Origin of the sequence: Chryseobacterium geocarposphaerae, assembly GCF_002797535.1 — a bacterium.
GTDB lineage: Bacteria > Bacteroidota > Bacteroidia > Flavobacteriales > Weeksellaceae > Chryseobacterium > Chryseobacterium geocarposphaerae.
The window spans coordinates 2,035,163-2,055,633 of sequence record NZ_PGFD01000001.1 but is presented as its reverse complement, the minus strand read 5'-3'; the positions used below and the strand labels follow the sequence as shown (position 1 = coordinate 2,055,633).

General features: G+C 31.3%; 19 protein-coding genes. All 19 read left to right on the top strand.

Annotated elements, in window-relative coordinates:
- The first annotated feature begins 121 nt into the window (after positions 1-121).
- The 19 genes from CLV73_RS09100 (at position 122) to CLV73_RS09010 (ending at position 20,418) form a co-directional block, all read left to right on the top strand.
- On the top strand, positions 122-931 hold the full coding sequence (locus CLV73_RS09100) for a polysaccharide biosynthesis/export family protein (RefSeq protein WP_100376519.1): 810 nt from the start codon (positions 122-124) through the stop codon (positions 929-931).
- 24 nt (positions 932-955) lie between these two features.
- Positions 956-3,328, top strand: a complete 2,373-nt coding sequence (locus tag CLV73_RS09095; protein ID WP_228424299.1) for a GumC family protein — start codon at positions 956-958, stop codon at positions 3,326-3,328.
- A gap of 82 nt (positions 3,329-3,410) precedes the next feature.
- On the top strand, positions 3,411-4,787 hold the full coding sequence (locus tag CLV73_RS09090; RefSeq protein WP_100376517.1) for a nucleotide sugar dehydrogenase: 1,377 nt from the start codon (positions 3,411-3,413) through the stop codon (positions 4,785-4,787).
- A gap of 74 nt (positions 4,788-4,861) precedes the next feature.
- Positions 4,862-5,206, top strand: a complete 345-nt coding sequence (locus CLV73_RS09085) for a phosphomannose isomerase type II C-terminal cupin domain (RefSeq protein ID WP_100376516.1) — start codon at positions 4,862-4,864, stop codon at positions 5,204-5,206.
- A gap of 76 nt (positions 5,207-5,282) precedes the next feature.
- Positions 5,283-6,275, top strand: a complete 993-nt coding sequence (locus CLV73_RS09080; protein ID WP_100376515.1) for a mannose-1-phosphate guanylyltransferase — start codon at positions 5,283-5,285, stop codon at positions 6,273-6,275.
- Positions 6,276-6,466: 191 nt separating this feature from the next.
- Positions 6,467-7,489 carry a polysaccharide biosynthesis protein gene (locus tag CLV73_RS09075; protein ID WP_100376514.1) on the top strand — a complete coding sequence of 341 codons (1,023 nt, stop codon included), beginning with the start codon at positions 6,467-6,469 and terminating at the stop codon, positions 7,487-7,489.
- 6 nt (positions 7,490-7,495) lie between these two features.
- Positions 7,496-8,584 carry a DegT/DnrJ/EryC1/StrS family aminotransferase gene (locus CLV73_RS09070; protein WP_100376513.1) on the top strand — a complete coding sequence of 363 codons (1,089 nt, stop codon included), beginning with the start codon at positions 7,496-7,498 and terminating at the stop codon, positions 8,582-8,584.
- Positions 8,584-9,645: a DegT/DnrJ/EryC1/StrS family aminotransferase gene (locus CLV73_RS09065; protein WP_100376512.1), complete on the top strand. Its 1,062-nt coding sequence runs from the start codon at positions 8,584-8,586 to the stop codon at positions 9,643-9,645. Before CLV73_RS09070 ends, CLV73_RS09065 begins: the two co-directional genes overlap by 1 nt.
- 2 nt (positions 9,646-9,647) lie before the next feature.
- Complete coding sequence (locus CLV73_RS09060) at positions 9,648-10,154, top strand: GNAT family N-acetyltransferase (RefSeq protein WP_100376511.1); 507 nt, start codon at positions 9,648-9,650, stop codon at positions 10,152-10,154.
- Between the two features lie 6 nt (positions 10,155-10,160).
- On the top strand, positions 10,161-10,664 hold the full coding sequence (locus CLV73_RS09055) for an acyltransferase (protein WP_100376510.1): 504 nt from the start codon (positions 10,161-10,163) through the stop codon (positions 10,662-10,664).
- Position 10,665: 1 nt separating this feature from the next.
- Positions 10,666-12,162 (top strand): oligosaccharide flippase family protein, encoded by a 1,497-nt coding sequence (locus CLV73_RS09050; RefSeq protein WP_100376509.1) that lies wholly within the window; start codon positions 10,666-10,668, stop codon positions 12,160-12,162.
- A 4-nt stretch (positions 12,163-12,166) separates the two neighbouring features.
- Positions 12,167-13,393, top strand: a complete 1,227-nt coding sequence (locus CLV73_RS09045) for a glycosyltransferase family 2 protein (RefSeq protein WP_100376508.1) — start codon at positions 12,167-12,169, stop codon at positions 13,391-13,393.
- Between the two features lie 154 nt (positions 13,394-13,547).
- Positions 13,548-14,330: a glycosyltransferase family 2 protein gene (locus tag CLV73_RS09040; RefSeq protein ID WP_100376507.1), complete on the top strand. Its 783-nt coding sequence runs from the start codon at positions 13,548-13,550 to the stop codon at positions 14,328-14,330.
- A 4-nt stretch (positions 14,331-14,334) separates the two neighbouring features.
- Positions 14,335-15,414 (top strand): EpsG family protein, encoded by a 1,080-nt coding sequence (locus tag CLV73_RS09035; protein WP_100376506.1) that lies wholly within the window; start codon positions 14,335-14,337, stop codon positions 15,412-15,414.
- A 22-nt stretch (positions 15,415-15,436) separates the two neighbouring features.
- On the top strand, positions 15,437-16,525 hold the full coding sequence (locus CLV73_RS09030) for a glycosyltransferase family 4 protein (RefSeq protein WP_100376505.1): 1,089 nt from the start codon (positions 15,437-15,439) through the stop codon (positions 16,523-16,525).
- A complete protein-coding gene (locus tag CLV73_RS09025; RefSeq protein WP_100376504.1) occupies positions 16,522-17,655 on the top strand; it encodes a glycosyltransferase in 1,134 nt (377 codons plus the stop codon). The genes CLV73_RS09030 and CLV73_RS09025 overlap by 4 nt, the downstream gene beginning before the upstream one ends.
- A gap of 79 nt (positions 17,656-17,734) precedes the next feature.
- The gene (locus CLV73_RS09020; RefSeq protein ID WP_100376503.1) at positions 17,735-18,649 is read left to right on the top strand and encodes an NAD-dependent epimerase/dehydratase family protein; all 915 of its coding nucleotides are present in this window, start codon (positions 17,735-17,737) and stop codon (positions 18,647-18,649) included.
- 35 nt (positions 18,650-18,684) lie between these two features.
- Positions 18,685-19,236, top strand: coding sequence for a sugar transferase (locus CLV73_RS09015; RefSeq protein WP_100376502.1), 552 nt, complete (start codon positions 18,685-18,687; stop codon positions 19,234-19,236).
- Between the two features lie 48 nt (positions 19,237-19,284).
- Positions 19,285-20,418, top strand: a complete 1,134-nt coding sequence (locus tag CLV73_RS09010) for an aminotransferase class I/II-fold pyridoxal phosphate-dependent enzyme (RefSeq protein WP_100376501.1) — start codon at positions 19,285-19,287, stop codon at positions 20,416-20,418.
- Positions 20,419-20,471 lie beyond the last annotated feature (53 nt).

Below are 20,471 nucleotides of genomic sequence, written 5' to 3'. Positions count from 1 at the left end.
AAATTGATAATATAAATTATAAGAATCAAATATTTAGACTTTGAATTCTTGTTTTAGGAGTAAATAAATTAAATTTTAGTTTAAAAATAATAATCATATTTTTGTGAAAAATAGATCAGGAATGAATTGGAAAAACTTTATTTTGGGCGGAATGTTGTCAGTGTTGTTATTTTCATGTGGAACAAGGCAGGAAATTAACTATATGAAAGATATTGAAAACTTGGCGTTAGACAATTCAGTGAAAAATAGTAGAAGTACACTGCAGCCAGGAGATCAGTTGTTGATTACCGTTTCTGCAAAAGATATGGATGTAGTTAAGCCTTTTAATCAGGTTTATTCATCAGGTACTACAATTACCCAATATTCTACCCCAAGTTCCAACAATCTTCCTCAGCAGGTTCCGGTTTCAGGCCCCACCTATAACGTAGATACAGATGGAAACATCATATTCCCACAAATAGGAAAGGTAAATACCAAAAATGAAAATATTGAAACTTTCAGACTGAAACTTACAGAACTGATTAAAGAATATGTTAAAGATCCTGTAGTAGATGTAAAATTAATTAACTTCAGAGTTTCTGTACTAGGAGAGGTTGCAAGACCAGGAACTTATTTAGTTCCGGATGGAAATGCTACCTTGTTAAGTGCATTAGGTTTAGCAGGCGACCTAACTTCTTTTGGAGTTAGAACTAATGTGTTAGTGGTAAGGAATGTTGATGGTCAGTTTACAAAGGAAAGAATAGATCTTACCAGTGCTCAGTTTATCAATTCGCCATATTATTATTTAAAACAAAACGATATTATATATGTACAGCCTAATGCTAATAGAGAAAAAGCGGCAAGGGTAGACCCTAACACGGGCCTATATATATCTGTAGCGTCGGTTATTGCTTCTTTGGCGATCGGTATTTTAGCATTAACAAAAAATTAATTTTTACACACCTAATCATTTATAGTGGATCAGAATTATTTGAATCAAAATCAGGAAGAGTCTTTAAATCTGAGAGAAATTCTTAAGCCTTATCTCCATCGTTGGTATTGGTTTATCATTGGTGTTTTTATAACAATTATCGGTGCGTGGTTTTTCTTAAGATATAGTGTTCCTGTTTATAATACGGAAGCTACACTACTTATTAAAGAAGTAAAAAAATCAGTATCAGGACAGCCTGAATTATCGGTAATTTCCGAATTGGGTGGAATTGGAGGAATGGGAACCAACTCGGTAGATAATGAAATCGAAATTTTCAAATCCAAAAAGCTAATGCTTTCTGTGGTGAGGGAATTGGGGCTCGAAACAAGTATTTATGCTAAAGGAAAAGTAAAAGATACGGAATTATATAAAGAAACTACACCGTTTACGGTTAGGATGATTCAGGAATTTCCTAAAGCACAGTATCCAACCAAACAAGTTCTGGCATCAATTCATAATGGGCGGCTTATATTAAAGTCAGAGTCTTTTAAACAGGATATGCAGGCAGATTTCAATAAAGCAATAAAATTACCTTTTGGCATCATAATTTTTCAGAGAAACCCTCATTTTAAAAAAACTACCAAGGATGAAGGAAAGTATGCCTTACAGTTTATGTCGGGAATGAACCGTACAAGGAATCTTTTGACTAAATTGAATGTAACTTTAGTACAGAAAGAAGCAACAGTGTTGAAGATTTCGATGAATGATGTTGTACCTGAAAAAACAGAAGCAATTTTAAATCGGTTAGCAGTAAATTACAACCGTGAAGCGATTTTGGATAAAAGTTCTGAAGCGCAGAAAACGGCTACTTTCATTGATGATCGTATTAGGCTTATAGGACAGGAGCTCGGAAAGGTGGAAAATCAAAAAGAAGACTTTAAGGTTAAAAATAATATTGCAGATATCCAAACCGAAGCTGAGCTTTCTTTGAAAAGCGTTGCTGCTACGCGTGACATTCAGTTAGAAAACGAATCCCAACTAGAATTGGTGAATAGCTTAATCAATTATTTGAACAGACAGGGAAGTTTTCAGGTATTACCACTGAATGTAGGATTAAAGGATTCAAATACGGCTTCTGATATTGCAACATATAATCAACTAGTTATTGAAAGAAATCGACTGTTAGAAAACTCTACTACAGCGAACCCATTAGTACAGGATATCACCAAACAGATCAACGGAATGCGTACTGCGATTGGGGCAAGTTTACAAAAAAGTAAATCAGCATTACAGATTACGGGATCCAATATTCAAATGGAACAGAATCGTCTTTCGGGGATGATTTCTAAGATTCCGGTACAGGAAAAGATGTTCAGAAGCATTGAGAGACAACAGAACATTAAAGAACAATTATATTTATTATTATTACAGAAAAGGGAAGAAGCGGCTATTTCATTGGCAATTGCAGCTCCCAAAGCACGTATTGTAGATGATGCTTTGACGAATCCTGTACCTGTTTCTCCTAAAAAAATGATTATTTACTTGGGCGCTTTGATTATTGGATTATTGATTCCGTTTGGAATTATTTATTTAGTAGAGTTATTCAATAATAAAGTAAAAACCAAGCATGATCTTGAAAAACTATCCGAGGGAGCTACAGTAATTGGAGAGTTACCCTCTTTGGAAAAAGGAGAGCCTGAATTGGTACGGTTAAATGATTTATCGCCATTAGCAGAGGCGTTCCGAATTCTGATCACCAACCTGAATTTCATGCTCCCTAAAAATAAAAAAGGAAATGTAATTTTTGTAACCTCTACAGTAAAAGGAGAAGGGAAAACTTTCACTTCTGTAAATTTAGCATTGACGCTAGCCACACCGAGAAAAAAGGTAATCATTATCGGTTCTGATATTAGAAATCCGCAATTACAGAGATACAATGAAAGTCGAAGAGGAATGATTGGTCTTTCAGAATTTATGTATGATGATCAAATGCAGGCTTCAGAAATTACCCATCAGACTTCTTTCAACCCATACTGTGATGTAATCTATTCGGGAGCCATTACACCAAACCCTACTGAATTGCTGTCAAATGGGAGATATCAGGAATTGGTGGAAGGCTTGAAACCTTATTATGACTACATTATTTTAGATACAGCGCCATTAATGTTGGTAACAGATTCCTTCCTGATTGCCGATGTGGCGGATGTTACGGTATATGTTACAAGATCAGGACATACCGAGAAAGAACTAATTACATTTGCCAACCACCAGATTAAAGACAAAAAGATTCATAACGTAGGTTTTGTATTGAATGATGTTTCAAAAAGAAATAGTGGATATGGATATGGATATAAATATGGGTATGGTTATAATGCAGATGTAAAAAAGCCTTGGTGGAAAAGAATTTTTGGAAACTAGTATAAGAATGGTTAATAAGGACTAAAGCTGAAAGTTAGTAGTTAACATCTAGACTTTCACTTCTAGCATCTGATAAAAGCAAATGTACAAAAAACATAAAATAGCAGTCATTGGTTTGGGGTATGTAGGATTACCCTTGGCAAGGCTATTGGCAACAAAATATCCGGTAGTAGGTTTTGATATCAATCAGAATAGAGTATGTGAGCTCAATAATGGGTATGACTCTACATTGGAAGTGGGGAATGAAATCCTACAGGAAGTATTAGTCAAAGACAATCCTTTTGTTATTGAAGAAACTCTTGCTGCTGCCATTCTGAATAATAATAAGGAATCTCAAAACGAAGTAAAATCAGGTTTGTATTGTTCAATAAACTTGAATGATATCAAACAAGCCAGTATCTATATTATTACTGTTCCTACTCCGGTTGACAAACACAATCGTCCCGATCTGACACCATTATATAAAGCTTCTGAAACGGCTGGAAAAGTATTAAAAAAAGGTGATATTGTGATTTACGAGTCTACAGTATATCCGGGTGTTACGGAAGAGGAATGTGTTCCGGTATTAGAAAAGGTTTCAGGATTAAAATTTAATATAGATTTTTTTGCAGGTTATTCTCCGGAAAGAATAAATCCTGGAGATAAACAACATACCGTAGATAAAATATTAAAAGTAACATCTGGCTCAACTCCCGAAATAGGAAAAGTCGTTGATGATTTATATAAATCGGTAATTACTGCCGGAACACATTTAGCACCTACAATTAAAGTAGCCGAAGCTTCTAAGGTGATAGAAAACTCTCAGCGTGATGTCAATATTGCATTTATGAATGAATTGGCAAAGATTTTTTCTTTGATGAATATTGATACACATGATGTTTTAGAAGCAGCTGGGACAAAATGGAACTTTCTTCCTTTTAAACCAGGATTGGTAGGAGGGCACTGTATCGGAGTTGATCCTTTTTATCTCGCTCAAAAAGCACAAGAAATTGGTTATTATTCAGAATTAATTCTGAGTGCAAGAAGATTGAATGACTCTATGGGAGCATTTGTTGCTTCTCAAGTCATTAAATTGTTGATCCAAAAGAATATTCCAATTAAAGGGGCCAAAATTTTGAATCTTGGAATTACCTTTAAAGAAAATTGTCCTGATATTAGGAATTCTAAAGCAATAGATGTTATCACTAATCTTGAGGAATATGGAGTAGAGGTAACAACATATGATCCTTGGGCAAATCCTGAAGAGGTGATTGATGAATATGGTATAGTCTGTCTGCCTCAACTTTCGGTAAGTCATCCTGATTCTAATGAAGAATTCCAAAAGTTTGACGCTATTATTCTTACAGTTGCCCATCAGGAATTTTTGAATTTATCTTTGAATAATTTCCTGAAAGAAGGAGGAGTGATATACGATGTGAAAGGAATAATGAATAAGAATCAGGTAGATAAAAGACTTTAGATTAAGAATTGTTCATAGAAAGATTTCTCTAAAAGAATATCTTTGCAATATTAAATATTATAAAACATAGAAAGATGTTAGAACATGATGTAAGACCTTGGGGAGAATATTGGGTTTTGGAAGATGCTGATACTCATAAGGTAAAAAGAATTTTGGTTAATCCTGGAGAAAGACTTTCCCTTCAGTATCATCATCATCGTGCTGAAGTATGGACAATTGTCTCTGGTGTAGGTACCATTACAATTAATGAGGAAATTAAAGATTACTCTGCAGGAAATGTAGCACAAATTCCTCTGGGCGCACACCATCGCATCGAAAATAGAACGAATGAACCTGTCGTTTTTATAGAAGTACAATATGGGAGCTATTTTGGAGAGGATGATATTGTGAGAGTTGAAGATGATTATAACAGAGCATAATATTGATTGTTATTATTGCATTTTAAGATGAGACAAAATAATATACAATTTCCAAGACTCTAAAGAGGTATCTTATATGAAAATATATAATGTAATTTTATCAGGCGGTGTTGGTAGCAGGCTTTGGCCTCTTTCCCGTAAACAACATCCTAAACAGTTTCTTAAATTGTTTTCTGGAAAGGCATTGTTTGAATTAACTGCTGAACGTAATCAGAAAGTAGTCGATCAGATTATGGTCGTAGGAAACAAAGATCATATTGAATGGAGTAAGCAGCTTCTTAATGATATTACTCTTCCTAAAAGCTTTATTACAGAAACAGCAGCAAGAAATACAGCGGCGGCTATTGCTTTTGCTGCATTAGCGGTTGATCCGGATGATATATTGATTATTACCCCATCCGATCACCTAATTCAAAATCAAGATGCTTATGAAAAAGCTATAAAAGAAGCTGTCGAATTAGCAAAAAAAGATTTTTTGGTAACTTTTGGAGTTGTTCCTTCAAAACCGGAAACCGGTTATGGATATATAGAATATGAGGGCAAAGATGTACTTTCATTCAGAGAAAAACCAAATACTGAAACGGCTCAGGAATTTTTAGAAAGAGGAACTTTCCTTTGGAATTCTGGGATGTTTTGTTTTAAAGCCGGAGTACTTTTAGAAGAATTAAAAAAATATCAGCCTGAAGTGTTTGATAAATGTAGTGAAACTTGGCAAAATTCTGAAAATCAATGTTTAGATGCAGATGCTTCATTGCAGATTCCATCCATTAGTATTGATTATGCGGTGATGGAAAGATCTAAGAAAATAAAAGTAGTTCCAGCCCATTTCAGATGGAATGATCTAGGATCTTTTGAATCATTATATGATTATTTACGCTCTACGGGACATCCTGTGGATGAAAATGGAAATATGGTAATTGGCACAGAAATCTTTACAGCTTTTGTTGGACTTAAGGACTCTATATTAGTACATACGCCGGATGCATTGTTGATTCTTCATAAAGAAAAATCTCAAGATGTTAAAAAAGTCTATAATCAACTTGAAAAATATAAATCTACTTTACGATAATTACTATAGTTTCAAAAGGATCAAAAAATTGATTAATTGTTTCTAGTGTTTAAATCGTAGTTAGATAATTAAAAATATAGTCTGCATTTTGATTATGGAAATGATGAATTATGATTAGATGTATAGATAGAAGTAATAATAAAATTGCAGCTTAAAAATTCCTATGAAAATTATAACAAAGATTTAAAATAATGTTTAAAGATAAAGTTCTCTTAATTACCGGTGGAACAGGTTCATTTGGTAATGCCATGTTGAAAGGCTTTTTAAATTCTGATTTGAAAGAAATAAGAATTTTTTCTCGTGATGAGAAGAAACAGGAAGATATGCGAATTGAATATAAAAATGACAAATTAAATTTTGTAATTGGTGATATTCGTAATTTTGATGATGTAAATCAGGCAATGATGGATGTTGACTTTGTATTTCATGCTGCTGCCTTAAAACAGGTTCCTTCTTGTGAATTTTATCCTATGCAGGCTGTTCAGACCAATATTCAGGGAGCTGAAAATGTTTTGGAAGCTGCCGCAAGAAACAACGTTTCAAGGGTGGTTGTATTAAGCACTGATAAAGCTGTATACCCTATCAATGCAATGGGAATTTCTAAAGCAATGATGGAAAAACTAGCTGTTGCAAAAGCTAGGGATCCTCGCATACAGAAAAACGAAGCGATCATCACAGCAACACGGTATGGCAATGTAATGTGCTCCAGAGGTTCCATCATACCACTATTTATCAAACAAATTAAGGAAGGAAAACCATTAACAATTACTAATCCTGAAATGACGCGTTTTATGATGTCGTTAGATGATTCAGTTGAGTTGGTAATGTTTGCCTTCAAAAACGGAAATCCAGGGGATATTTTTGTACAAAAATCTCCAGGGGCTACTATTCAGGTTTTAGCACAAGCTTTAAAAGAATTATTTAATGCTGATAATGAAATTAATATTATAGGAGAAAGACATGCTGAAAAAAAATATGAGACCTTATGTTCTAAAGAAGAAATGGCTAAAGCTGAAGATCTAGGGAGATTTTATCGCGTCCCTGCAGATTTTCGAGATCTTAATTATACAAAATATGTTCAGGAAGATGGGCCAAAATTAGTAGACGATGAGTACAACTCTGACAATACTCAGAGACTTTCCGTGGAAGAACTAAAAAAATTATTACTTACCTTAGATTACGTAAAAGACGAATTAGCCACTCATATAAAATAAATAGAAATGTTACCGTTAGTAAAAACCTCTATTCCAGCTAAGGAATTATTGATGCCCAGATTAGAAGAAATTTTATATAGTGGCTATATAGCTCAAGGTGAAGCTGTAGAAGAATTTGAAAGAAAGTTTGAACAATATATAGGAGGTGGAAATACACTTTCACTTAATTCGGGTACGGCAGCCTTACATATTGCGCTTATTTTAGCAGGAGTAAAAGAAGGAGATGAAGTTATTAGCACTGCTTTAACAGCAGAACCTACTAATACATCTATAAAATCTGTAGGAGCAAAAATTCGATATGCTGATGTAGACATTGAGACCGGAAATATTTCTCCAGATTCTATTGAAAAGAATATTAACGAAAACACCAAAGCTATTATTGTTGTAGACTATGCTGGTATTCCTGTAGATGTAAAGCGAATCAAAGAAATATCAGAAAAATATGGCATTCCGGTAATTGAAGATGCGGCTCATGCTTTGGGAGCTAAGTTTAATGGAAAAAAAACAGGAAATCATTTTCCATTTACCATATACTCCTTCCAAGCAATAAAACATTTAACAACAATTGACGGAGGAGCATTACAAATTTTAGACAATGATCTTTATGAAAAAGGCAAAATTATTCGTTGGTTCGGATTAGATAAAAAATTAAGCCGAATGGATAATAATATTACTATGCAGGGATATAAATATCACATGAATAATGTGAATGCTACAGTTGGATTGGCCCAATTGGAAAATATTGAAGAGCTTGTTCAAAAATATATAAATAACGGAAAATATTTGGATGAGAATCTAAAAGGTGTTCAGGGAGTAGAGACGATTAAATACTACCCTAATACCGAAGCTTCTTATTGGCTTTACACCCTTAAAGTAGAAAATAGAGACAGATTCATTAAGAAAATGGCTGAAAATGGAATTATGGCCTCTGAACTGCATAAAAGAAATGACTTACATACTTTTTTGAATGATTTTAACTCAGAGCTTCCCAATTTAGATCAATTCTACAGTAAAATGGTACATTTACCTTGTGGATGGTGGGTTAATAAAGAAGATTGTGATAAAATGATTTCCTTAATAAAAGAAGGCTGGTAATGATTCCTATATTTAAACCTTATATGCCAAAAGGAATTGAACAGGATTTAGGTAATATCCTACATTCTGGACAATTAGCATATGGTAAACATGGTAAAAATTTTGAGCAGGAATTAGGAAATTTTATTCAAAATTCAAAAGTTCTTATTACTGCTACGTATAATCAGGCTTTACTGATAGTTTTATCAGCTTTAGATTTAAAACCTGGAGATGAGATCATTGCGAGCCCGGTAAGTTGTCTGGCAAGTAATCAACCTTTTGCGATTAAAGGTTTGACTATTAAATGGATTGATGTAGACCCTGCAACCAGTACCATGGATATAAGCTTGTTGAAAAATCTTATTAGTTCGAAGACTAAAGCTATTTTCAATAATATTTTTTGCGGATATGCAGGTGACTTAGAAGAAATTTATAAGATTGGAAAAGAATTTGGGATTCCTGTAATAGATGATTGTATTGAAGGTTTTGGAACAAAATTCAACGGAAATTACACAGGAAATACAGGGGCGGATGTAACAGTTTTCTCTTTCCAAACGGTGCGTTTACCGAATACTATAGACGGGGGAGGTTTAGTCTTCAAAGATGAAAAGCTCTATGAAAAGACCAAATTGATAAGAGATTATGGAATTGACAGAACCAATTTCAGGCTTTCCAATGGAGAAATCAATCCGGATTGCGACATTAAATTAGAAGGATATGGTGCAACAATGTCCGAAATCAATTCTTATATTGGTTTGAAACAGATGGAGAATATTTCAGATTTACTGCAAATTCAGAAAGATAATGCTGAAAAATGGTCTGTTCTTTTTGAAAATAGAAAAGATGCAATGCCATTGAAAATTCATGCAAAATGCGAGCCTAATTTTTGGATATATGGTGTTCTGGCGGAAGATAAATTGAAATTTATTCAAGATATGAAAGATTCAGGCTATTATGCGACAGGAGTGCATGTAAATAATAATATTTACTCAGTGTTTAACAACAAAATCAATTTGCTCGGAGTGAACGAATTTATGAGAAAATTCGTGGCAATTCCGTCGGGTTGGTGGTTTCGAAAATAAAGATGGAACAGATCAAGACCATATTAATTAAGCACAAAGATATCACAGTTGTACTGTTAAAACAAATTGCTGAATTAAAATCAATTCGGTGGAATTATTCATTAGAAAATCAATTGAAATGGATGAATGATAATCTTAAAAATGAAGATTATCACTTATTGATTTATGTTACTGATCAGCTTGTAGCCTATACGAATTTTGTTGATATTCAGGTTGGGATAAACAAACAGCCGATTCCTTTCAAGGGTATTGGTAATGTATGTACAGCAGAATCAGGAAAAGGTTTAGGAGATTTACTAATGAAAAGTATCAACGAAGTCATTATCACACATAACTGGAATGGTGTCTTGCTTTGCAAAGACAAATTAGTTGGCTATTATGAAAAATATGGATGGATATTGGTTGATAAAAATAATATTTTTTCGAAACAGTTACAATCCATCAATACTTTAACCTTTAATTTAGATTCCAAAATTGTTTTTTTTGAATATAATAATGTTTTATTTTGATAATAGATGTTAAAAAAAATAAAAAATGTATTAAACTATTTGCTGAAATCAATATTGGTTCAATTGCAAGAAGAATTTACTGTATTAAGAGTTAAGTACTATAGGAGATCAGGATATGATATTCATTCTTCAGTTTACATTGCTTCAAATTGTAATATAAAGGGAAAGGTATCTATTGGGGAAGGTTCTTCTTTGGCACATAATTGTGTATTATCGGGTGGAAATGAAGGTATTGAGATAAGAAAGAATGTAATGATTGCACCAAATGTTGTAATCATTGCTTTTAGCCATGGGACTGAAAATAATGGTATTCCAATGTCCAAACAAAATAATTCAGAATCTAAAGTGGTAATTGAAGATGATGTATGGGTTGCAGCGAACTGTACAATAGGAAATGGGGTGACTATTGGAACAGGTTCTATAATTGCTGCAAACTCTTTTGTTAATAGGGATGTTGAGCCATTTTCAATTATAGGTGGTGTTCCTGCTAAATTGATAAGGAAAAGATAATATGAAGAAAAATATCATTGCCAATTTAATAGGGCGTTTTTGGGGGATTTTATCTAATTTTCTATTCATTCCATTTTATATTAAATTACTTGGATTCGAAAGTTATTCCATTATAAGCTTCTCATTAATGATAGCAGGAATCATGGCAGTTCTAGATGCTGGACTTACTGCTACACTTTCTAGAGAATTTGCTAGAACTGATAAAAATGAGGAAGAGAAAAAAAAAATTTTTACAACACTTGAAACTATTTATTATATATTAGTTGTTTTATGTATAACAATCATTTTTTTGTTTTCTAAAACTATTGCAACACAATGGATTAATACACCCTATTTTACTGATAATCAAATTACTTATTTTTTAAGAATTTTAAGCTTTGAAGTCGGTTTTCAATTACTTTTAAGATTTTATCTAGGGGGATTTTTAGGTTTAGAAAGACAGGTAGAGGCAAATCTATATCAAATTGCCTGGGGAGTTGTAAGAAATGCAATAGTTCTAATTCCTTTGTACTACTTCCCTCAATTAGATGTTTTTTTCATTTGGCAAGCTGTTACAACAATCTTGTTCACAATCTTGTTGAAAATGATATTACAGAAAAGATTGGGAAATAATATGTTTTCTTTTAAAACAAAAATTGATAAAGGGATTTTAAAAGATGTAGGAAGTTTTGCAGGTGGAATGATGTTAATTGCTTTAGTTTCTATATTGAATACCCAATTAGATAAAATAACAATCAGTAAGCTACTTTCAATTGAAAATTTAGGATATTATACATTAGCGCTTGCACTTGCGCAAGGATTAATAATTTTAGTAAATCCATTTTCGGCAGCTTTACTGCCTAGGTTTACAGCTTTTTATTCTATATCTAAAAAAAAGGAAGCTTCCGAGTTATTTGCCAAATCATCATTAATTATTTCTGTAATTATTTTTACAATAATGATGGTAATGTCTTTTTTTGCAAAAGATATTATCTGGATTTGGACCGGAGATAAAAAAATTGCAGAAAAAAGTTATCATATAGTACCTATTATATTATTATCTTACACAATGTTAGCCTTGGCTATTTTACCATATAACATTGCTATTGCGAACGGTAATACAAAATTTAATAATATTTTAGGTATAACTAGTTTAGTCTTAACAATTCCTGGTTATTATATTTTTACGAAAAAGTATGGTGCTATGGGGGCAGCAAGTGTTTTTTGTTTTGTTCAAATATTCGTCACATTGATTTATTTTTATTTTATAAATAAAAAATATCTATTTTTAAATTTTTATATAGATATAATGTTACGTAGGTTTATATTTCCATTACTCGTAATTGGATTAATTGTTTTATGCTTAGCATATATACCAAACTATTTTGAAGACAATAGAATTTTATCATTAACATGGATTGGACTTATTACTTTCACTACACTTATTTTAAGCTTAGGAATTTTAGTACCTAAAACAGAACTATTTACCTTAATTAAGTTTAAAAAGATTAAAAATTAAAAGGATGAAACCGTTATTATCTATAGCAATAGCAACAAAAAACAGACAAACGTATTGTAGAAGTGCGGTAGAAAGCATTTTATCTTTAAACAATTATAGTATACAAGTTATAGTTCAGGATAATAGTGATGACAGGAATTTAGAACTATTATTAGAAAAACATTTTGATGATTCTAGGCTTATTTATAATTATACGGCGCCACCTTTCTCATCAATTGATAATTTTAATGCTGCAATAGGATTAGCTGCTGGAGAGTATGTGTGTTTGATTGGCGATGATGATGGTATCAATCCTGAAATAATTGATGCGACGATTTGGGCTAAGGAAAATGATGTAGATGCTTTAACGGGTAGTTTATCAGCAAATTATACTTGGGAAAACACCGGTGCTCCGGGTACTTTTTTTACGAAGAATGTTGGTTCTAACTTAAGTGTTTTACAATTTAGCGCTCGTGTTTATCAGGTTAATTTAGAAGACTCTTTAAAAAAGCTAATGGCTAATGGATGCACAAACTACTCTGAATTTGATTTTCCCAAATTATATCATGGTATTATCAGAAAAAGTATTTTAGATAAAATAAAAGAGGATACGGGAGATTATTTAAAAGGCTTAAGTCCAGATATTTATTCTGCAATTGCATTATCTTGCTATGTAAACAAATTAGTGGTAATTGATTATCCATTAACCATACCTGGTGTTTGTGGTCAGAGCACAACTGTTTCTGAAGGACAAGTAAAAAAACATTCAAAAAAAATAGAGGACGCTCCTCATTTTCGAGATCGGGGAGATTATGTATGGAGTAAAGAAGTTCCTCGCATATACTGTGTACAAACAATCTGGGCGGATTCTGGATTTGCAGCATTAAGGGAAATGGGACGATCTGATCTTATTCAGCTTTTTGATCAATATATGCTTTTTGCAAATATCATTTATGCTGATAAAAGCTTAAAAAATATGGTTTACAAGCATATTGCTGATCTAAATTCCACAAAAAAATTAACTCTCAGGAATCGAATCAAATTAAATCAAGCATTTTTAAAAGGTCCAATTTTTAAATTTATAACTAAAAGAGCTGTTGGAAGATTAAAAATAATATTAAAAATCTCTAAATTTAAAAATATTAATGATTTACCAACAATAAATGAAGCTATGCTTGCCTTAACGGATTATTTAAAAGAAGAGTATCAAAAACCTGTTCATTATTATTTAAATAGATACTTGCCTAAATAATTTGTTAAAATGATGTATGAATATATCATAGAATTTCGGATTGCTTAAGTTTGCGAATTTTAGAAATAATAATATAAGACGGTTATTTGAATTGCAGTTTATTCCATACAAAATTGAAAGTGTACATTAGTTAAAATAATTTAAGGATAATATTATGAAGTTTTGCGTTGGAATAACAACATATAACAGGCTTGACCTGATAGAAAGAATGTCTTCATCATTAAACACCTCTAATGATATAGAATTATGTAATATAAGAATATATGATGATAAGAGTTCTGAAATTTCTCTAGATGATATTAAAAGTGCATTCCCTAATGCAAAAGAAATAATAGTAAGAGATAAAAACTTAGGTGCTGATCGCAATATGTACCAAATGTTTTTAGATTTTTTAGATACTCAAGATGATTATTTATTTGTTGCAGATTCGGATTTAATTTTCCATCCTGAATGGTTTCTGTTTTTCAAAAGATATTCTCATTTTGATATTCTGTCTTTATACAATTCTGTTTCACATAAGGTAATGGGAACTGTAAATGAAGAAATAATACACAAACTTCATATAGGTGCTGCAGGAACCATTTTTAAAAGAAATATAGTTAAGGAGATTATAGAGAATGTGCCTCCTTCACGTAGTTATGATTGGGATTGGTCTAATTTTTTAGTCAAAAAAGGATATCATTTAAATGTTTCTAAGAGGAGCTATGTGCAACACATAGGAATAATTGGGACTAATAATGATGGTGGATCAGTTATTGATTTTGGTTTAAATTTTTTACCAGGAAATGCTATTAATGAAAAATATTTAATAGATTTTTTTCAGCATGCCCTGATTTCGAAGGATGAATTTATAAAATATAGCTACAGTCCAAAAATAGTGCTTCGGAAAATAAAAAGTGCTTTTAAGATTTTAAAGTGGAAAATATCTAATCAATAATTAAATGGAATATTTTTTATTTTTATTTTTATTTCTAATATTCGGAATTATTGCTCTTATTGATAAGAAAAAAACTTCAAAATTTTTTTTTGCATTAATTGCATTCTTTTTTATAGTTCTTTTCGGTGGTTTAAGATATCAGGTGGGTGTTGACTGGTACAATTACGAATCTATTTTTCAGGAATCTACATTTGATAACTTGTTTCAAATAGGAATTGAACCTTTTTTTAATTTACTTATTGTTTGTATTAAACATTTTAATTTAGATTATTTATTTTTTGTATTTTTTATTTTTACTGTTGCTACATGTTTGAAGTTTACCTTTCTGTTTAAATATTCAAACTCTTTTTTTGCCGCACTGTTAATATATTTTCCTATTCAATTCATGACTTATGATATTAATGGAATTAGGCAGGGGCTAGCAATTGGTATAACATTTTGGAGTGTTGGTTATTTATTGGAAAAGAAATTATTGCCTTTTTTAGCAATTGTTACATTGGCAACATGTTGCCATTATAGTGCAGCTATTTTTTTTCCATTTTATTTTATTGCCAATATAAAGATAAAGGATAAGTATATTCATATTATTGTATTTTCAAGTGTTGTTTTAGGATTCTTATTACAAGATATGATTCTAGCATATGTTTTACCAAAACTTAGTGGACTGGAATCTGTTTTTGCACAGAAAGTATCAAGTTATTCAATTAATGAAAACTTTGGAAAGGGCTTATCTTTAGGTTTTTCGACTTTTCATAGATTAGCAATTTTTTATTTGTTCTTTATTTTCTACGATAAATTAAATATAGAGCCAAGATTAAAAAATATTTTGTTAAATTCATATCTTATATCTATAGTATTGTATTTTTTATTCTCAGCAATTGAAATCATTGCTTCGCGAGGTAGTCTTTACTATAGATCCTTTGATATTTTAATAATCGCAAGTTTTATTACAATTCCTAAAAAATTCGAATCCAAAATGTTGGTGTTGCTTATCATTTTCCTATATGCTGTTTTGGGTGTGAACACTAATCTTAGTTTACCTTTCAATGGACTAGTTCCTTATCAAAATTCAATGTTTAATTGAAAATAATTTTTATAACTAAAATATGAAAGTGGAAAATAATATAAATTTAGTAATTGACTGTAGAATGGTTAATAATTCTGGAATAGGAACCTATATTGAAGAATTATTAATTTTCTTTCTAAAAGATAAAAAAAAATCTTTAAAACTAATAACAAATAGCCTAAGTGATGATAAAATAAGAAAAATAGTCAGCGATTCGGGAAGAAAGGTAGATATTATTTTTTTCAAATCAATGCCTTTTTCACTGAAAGAACAGTATGAGTATTTTACTAAGTTACCTAAAAATGTAAAAGTTTTTATTCCACATATTAATATACCTTTCTTTGTTAAAAAGGAAAGCTTGTTTATTACAGTTCATGATACTTTCCATTTAGCTAATCCTGAATACTATTCTAAATTTGCAATTTTTTATTTTAAATTTCTCTTTAGAATGATAAAAAGAAATGCATATAAAATTTTCACAGTATCAAAGTTCTCTAAATCGGAAATATTAAAGTTTGTTAAGGTAAATCCTGAAAAAGTTGAAATCATCTATAATGGTTACAAGCAAATAAATAAATTTGATACTACGTTTATTGACCCACTTATTAAACAAAAAATAGATGATTATGAGAAAGTTATATTATTTGTGGGAAACGTTAAACCACATAAAAATTTAAAATTTTTAGTAAGTGTATTTAATAAACTACAAAGACAAGATGTATTATTGTTAATAGTTGGAAAAAAAGATGCTTTTTTTATAAATGAAGAAATTAATACTTCAGAAAATAACAACATTTTTTTTACGGGTTTTGTAAATGAAGATACTTTAAAATACGTATATGAAAAATCTTCTTTTTTGGTACTTCCATCACGGTATGAAGGATTTGGTTTACCCATTCTTGAAGCAATGTATTTTAATAAACTAATTATTGCATCTAATATTGCTGTTTTCAAGGAGATTTTTGAAAATAGAATTAATTATTTTGAATTAGATAATGAAAATAGTTTATTAAGTGAAATAAACAAGTTGTTACTCCAAGATAATTACTATAAAAATTATGAATTATTTTTAGAACAATTTACTTGGGAGATTTCAGGAGAAAAACATGAAAAATTTTTAATGAGATGAAAATATTGCAGTTTGGAAAAGCTTATCCACCAGCAAATTTAGGAGGAGTTGAAGTTGTAATACAATTACTTACAGAGGGTCTTAATGATAGTAATATAGTATGTGATGCTTTGGGAGTTAATGATAAAGCAGAATATAAAGAAGAGACCTATAAGAATGGTATCATTTATAAATCTAAATTGATAATAAAGAAATTTTCAACATTATTTTCTTTACAAGTTATTCAGATTTTAAGAAAAATTCAGAATAACTATGATATTTTACATGTTCACTCGCCAGATCCTATGGCAGCAATAGCATTATTTTTAACGAGACCAAAAGTTCCTATAGTACTTCATTGGCATAGCGACATATTAAGACAAAAATTTTTTTTATTTTTCTATACACCTTTGCTAAAATGGATGATGAAAAGGTCCTCAGTAATCATTGCTACTAGCCCAAACTATATTAAAGGCTCTAAGCTATTAAATTCATTTAAAGATAAATGTCAAGTAGTTCCAATAGGAATTAATATACAGAAATCTGATTTTAAAATTGAAGAGAATCGTTTTCTTTTTTTAAAAGAGAAAAACATTATTTTTTCCTTGGGAAGATTGGCTTATTATAAAGGATTTGAGTACCTTATTCAAGCAGCAACATTATTACCGGAAGACTCTATTGTTGTTATAGCTGGCGAGGGTGAAGAAAGAGAAAAATTAGAAAAGATTATTAAAAATAATAAACTGGAACATAAGGTAATCTTGCCCGGCAAAATTACAGATGCAGAGAAGGATTTTCTATTTAAAAATGCAAAAATTTTTGCTTTAAGTTCAATATTTAAAACAGAAGCGTATGCTATAGTTCAAGTAGAAGCATTGTCTTATGGACTCCCTATAGTTTCTACTAAAATTCCGGGTTCTGGTGTTGATTGGGTAAATCTTGATAATTTGACAGGAATTACCGTTGAAATAATGAATGCTGTTGAATTGGGACAAGCCATCAATAAAATAATAAATGATAAAGAATTATATAAGGCGTTTTCTAAAAATGCTTTTAATAGATATAAGAATGAATTGACAAGAGATATTATGATATATAAAACTGTTTCAATTTATAAAAATATTCTTCATGTATATACTAAAAAAAATTAAATGTTATTTTTAGTATATAAAAAATGTGGATATATATGTTACATAATTTAACTAGTAAGAATTTTTCAGCTATAAAATAATGGCTTTTTCAGTTTTAATATTTGGAGCTAATGGCTTTATTGGTAAGAATGTATTTCAATTTTTAAAAAAGGAATACAATGTCACTACATGCTCACTGAGAACAAAGGAATCCAATATAGATTTTTCTAATTATGAAGTCTATTTAAATTTTGTAGGCAAGGCTCATGATCATAATAAAACAGCTTCCGAAGAAGACTTTTACCATGTGAATGTAGACCTAACAAAAAATATTTTTAATGCTTTTATAAAGTCGGAAGCTAAAATATTCATCCACATAAGCTCTTTAGCAGCACTAGAAGAATTTGAATCTTTAAAACCATTAACGGAAGAGGATAGCTGTAATCCGAATTCATGGTATGGAAAATCCAAAAGGAAAGCTGAAAAATGGCTATTAGAACAGAGACTACCAGAAAATAAAAAATTAATAATCCTTAGACCCCCTATGGTTCATGGCCCAGGAGATAAAGGGAATTTAGGCCTGTTATATAAATTAATTTCAAGAGGAATACCTTATCCTCTATCTTCATTTGAAAATAAAAGGTCATTTATTTCAATAGATAATTTTTGTTTCTTTATAGATGAAATTATTAAAAATGAGGGAAAGCTGGTTAGTGGAATTTATCATATTTCAGATGATGAATTAATCTCAACAAACCAAATTATTGATATCATCAAAAAAGTTGAAAAGAAGAATACACCGGATTTGAGTCTCCCTAAATTTTTTGTAAAAGGTTTGGCAAAGATTGGAGATATCATCCCGATACCTTTGAATAGCTTACGTTTAAAAAAAATGACTTCAGATCTTACGGTTTCCAATCAAAAAATAAAATCGGCTCTAGGAATTGAACAACTTCCTTTATCAGCTGAAGAAGGTCTTATAAAGACCATTAAAAGCTTTAAAAGAGAAAAGTAAACTTAAATAAACTGTTACACTTACACTTAAAAATTATGATCCGCATATTCGATTTTTTATTTTCATTTTTCGGGCTTTTATTTCTTTGGCCAATTCTGGTAATTTTATATATAATAGGATTATTTGATACAGGCTCACCCATATTTGTGCAGGAGAGAGTGGGACGTCATAAAAAACCGTTCAAACTGATTAAATTCAGAACGATGCATGTGAATACTAAATCTGTGGCGACCCATCTTTCGAATCAGGCATCTGTCACAAAATTCGGAAGCTTTCTACGTAAATCTAAACTTGATGAACTTCCGCAATTGATTAATGTTTTAACCGGAGATATGAGTTTAGTTGGACCAAGGCCCAACTTATTCAACCAAACTGAATTGATTGAAGAGAGAGATAAAAGAGGGGTTTATAGTGTAGTACCTGGAATTACAGGCCTTTCGCAGATCAATGAAATTGATATGTCAACTCCTGTTGAACTCGCTATTAAAGATGCTGAAATGATTCAAAACCTTACACTTTCAGATTATTTCAAGTATATTTTTGCAACCGTTAGCGGAAAAGGTCAGGGAGACAGAATCCAGAAATAATTTTCTCATTTTGCTTTAAATCAATTAAATTTACTTTAAAACAGTAAAATGCAGGATAAAATATGGCTTTCTTCACCCCATCTTTCAGGAAAAGAACTTTTTTATGTAAAGGATGCTTTTGAGAAAAATTGGGTAACTTCAATTGGAGAAAATATTGATGGTTTCGAACAGGATTTAAAAAAATGCTTAGGGAATAACCATGAATTGGTGGTATTAAATTCTGCTACTTCCGCAATCCATTTGGCATTGGTGATGTTGAATGTGACACAAGATGATGAAGTCCTTACTTCTACATTTTCCTTTGTTGCTTCAGCCAATCCCATAACCTATTGCGGAGCGACTCCCGTATTCTTAGACTCAGAAAAAGAGACATGGAATATGTGCCCGAAAGTATTACAGGAAGCTATTGAAGACCGAATTCAGAAAGGGAAAAAGCCAAAAGCGATCATTGTTGTGCATTTATATGGAATGCCTGCAAAAATGGAAGAGATTAATGAAATCGCAGCAAAATATGATATTCCGGTGATTGAAGATGCAGCAGAAGCACTAGGCTCAAAATACAAAAAACAGGCTTGCGGAACTTTGGGAAATTTCGGGATTCTGTCCTTTAACGGAAATAAGATTATTACCACTTCAGGTGGAGGAGCTTTGGTTTGTAATACCAAAGAAGATAAGGATAAAGCGGTGTTTCTTTCTACTCAGGCAAGAGATAATGCACCTCATTATCAGCATTCTCATATAGGATATAATTACCGGATGAGTAATATTACTGCAGGAATTGGGCGTGGACAGATGGAAGTTTTGCCAGATAGAATCGAAGCCCGTAGAAAAATGCATGAATTTTATGTAGAGCTATTTAGTGAAATAAATGGAGTCGATGTCTTTTCGGAGCCAACATCTGATTATTACTCCAATCATTGGTTGTCCGCTATTATTATTGATCCGGAAATAACAGGACGAAACCGTGAAGAATTACGATTGGCATTGTTAGAAAATAATATTGAATCTCGCCCTTTGTGGAAACCAATGCATTTGCAGCCGGTCTTTGCAGATGCTCCATACTACGGTGAAAATGTTGCGGAAGAATTATTCAATAATGGACTGTGTTTGCCTTCGGGCTCTAATTTGTCTGACAAGGATCGTGAAAGGATCGCCAATGTGATAAAAAATTTCTTTAACTAAAATATTTAGCATTAATACTAGAAATCTGTGGGAAACTACAGATTTTTTTGTGC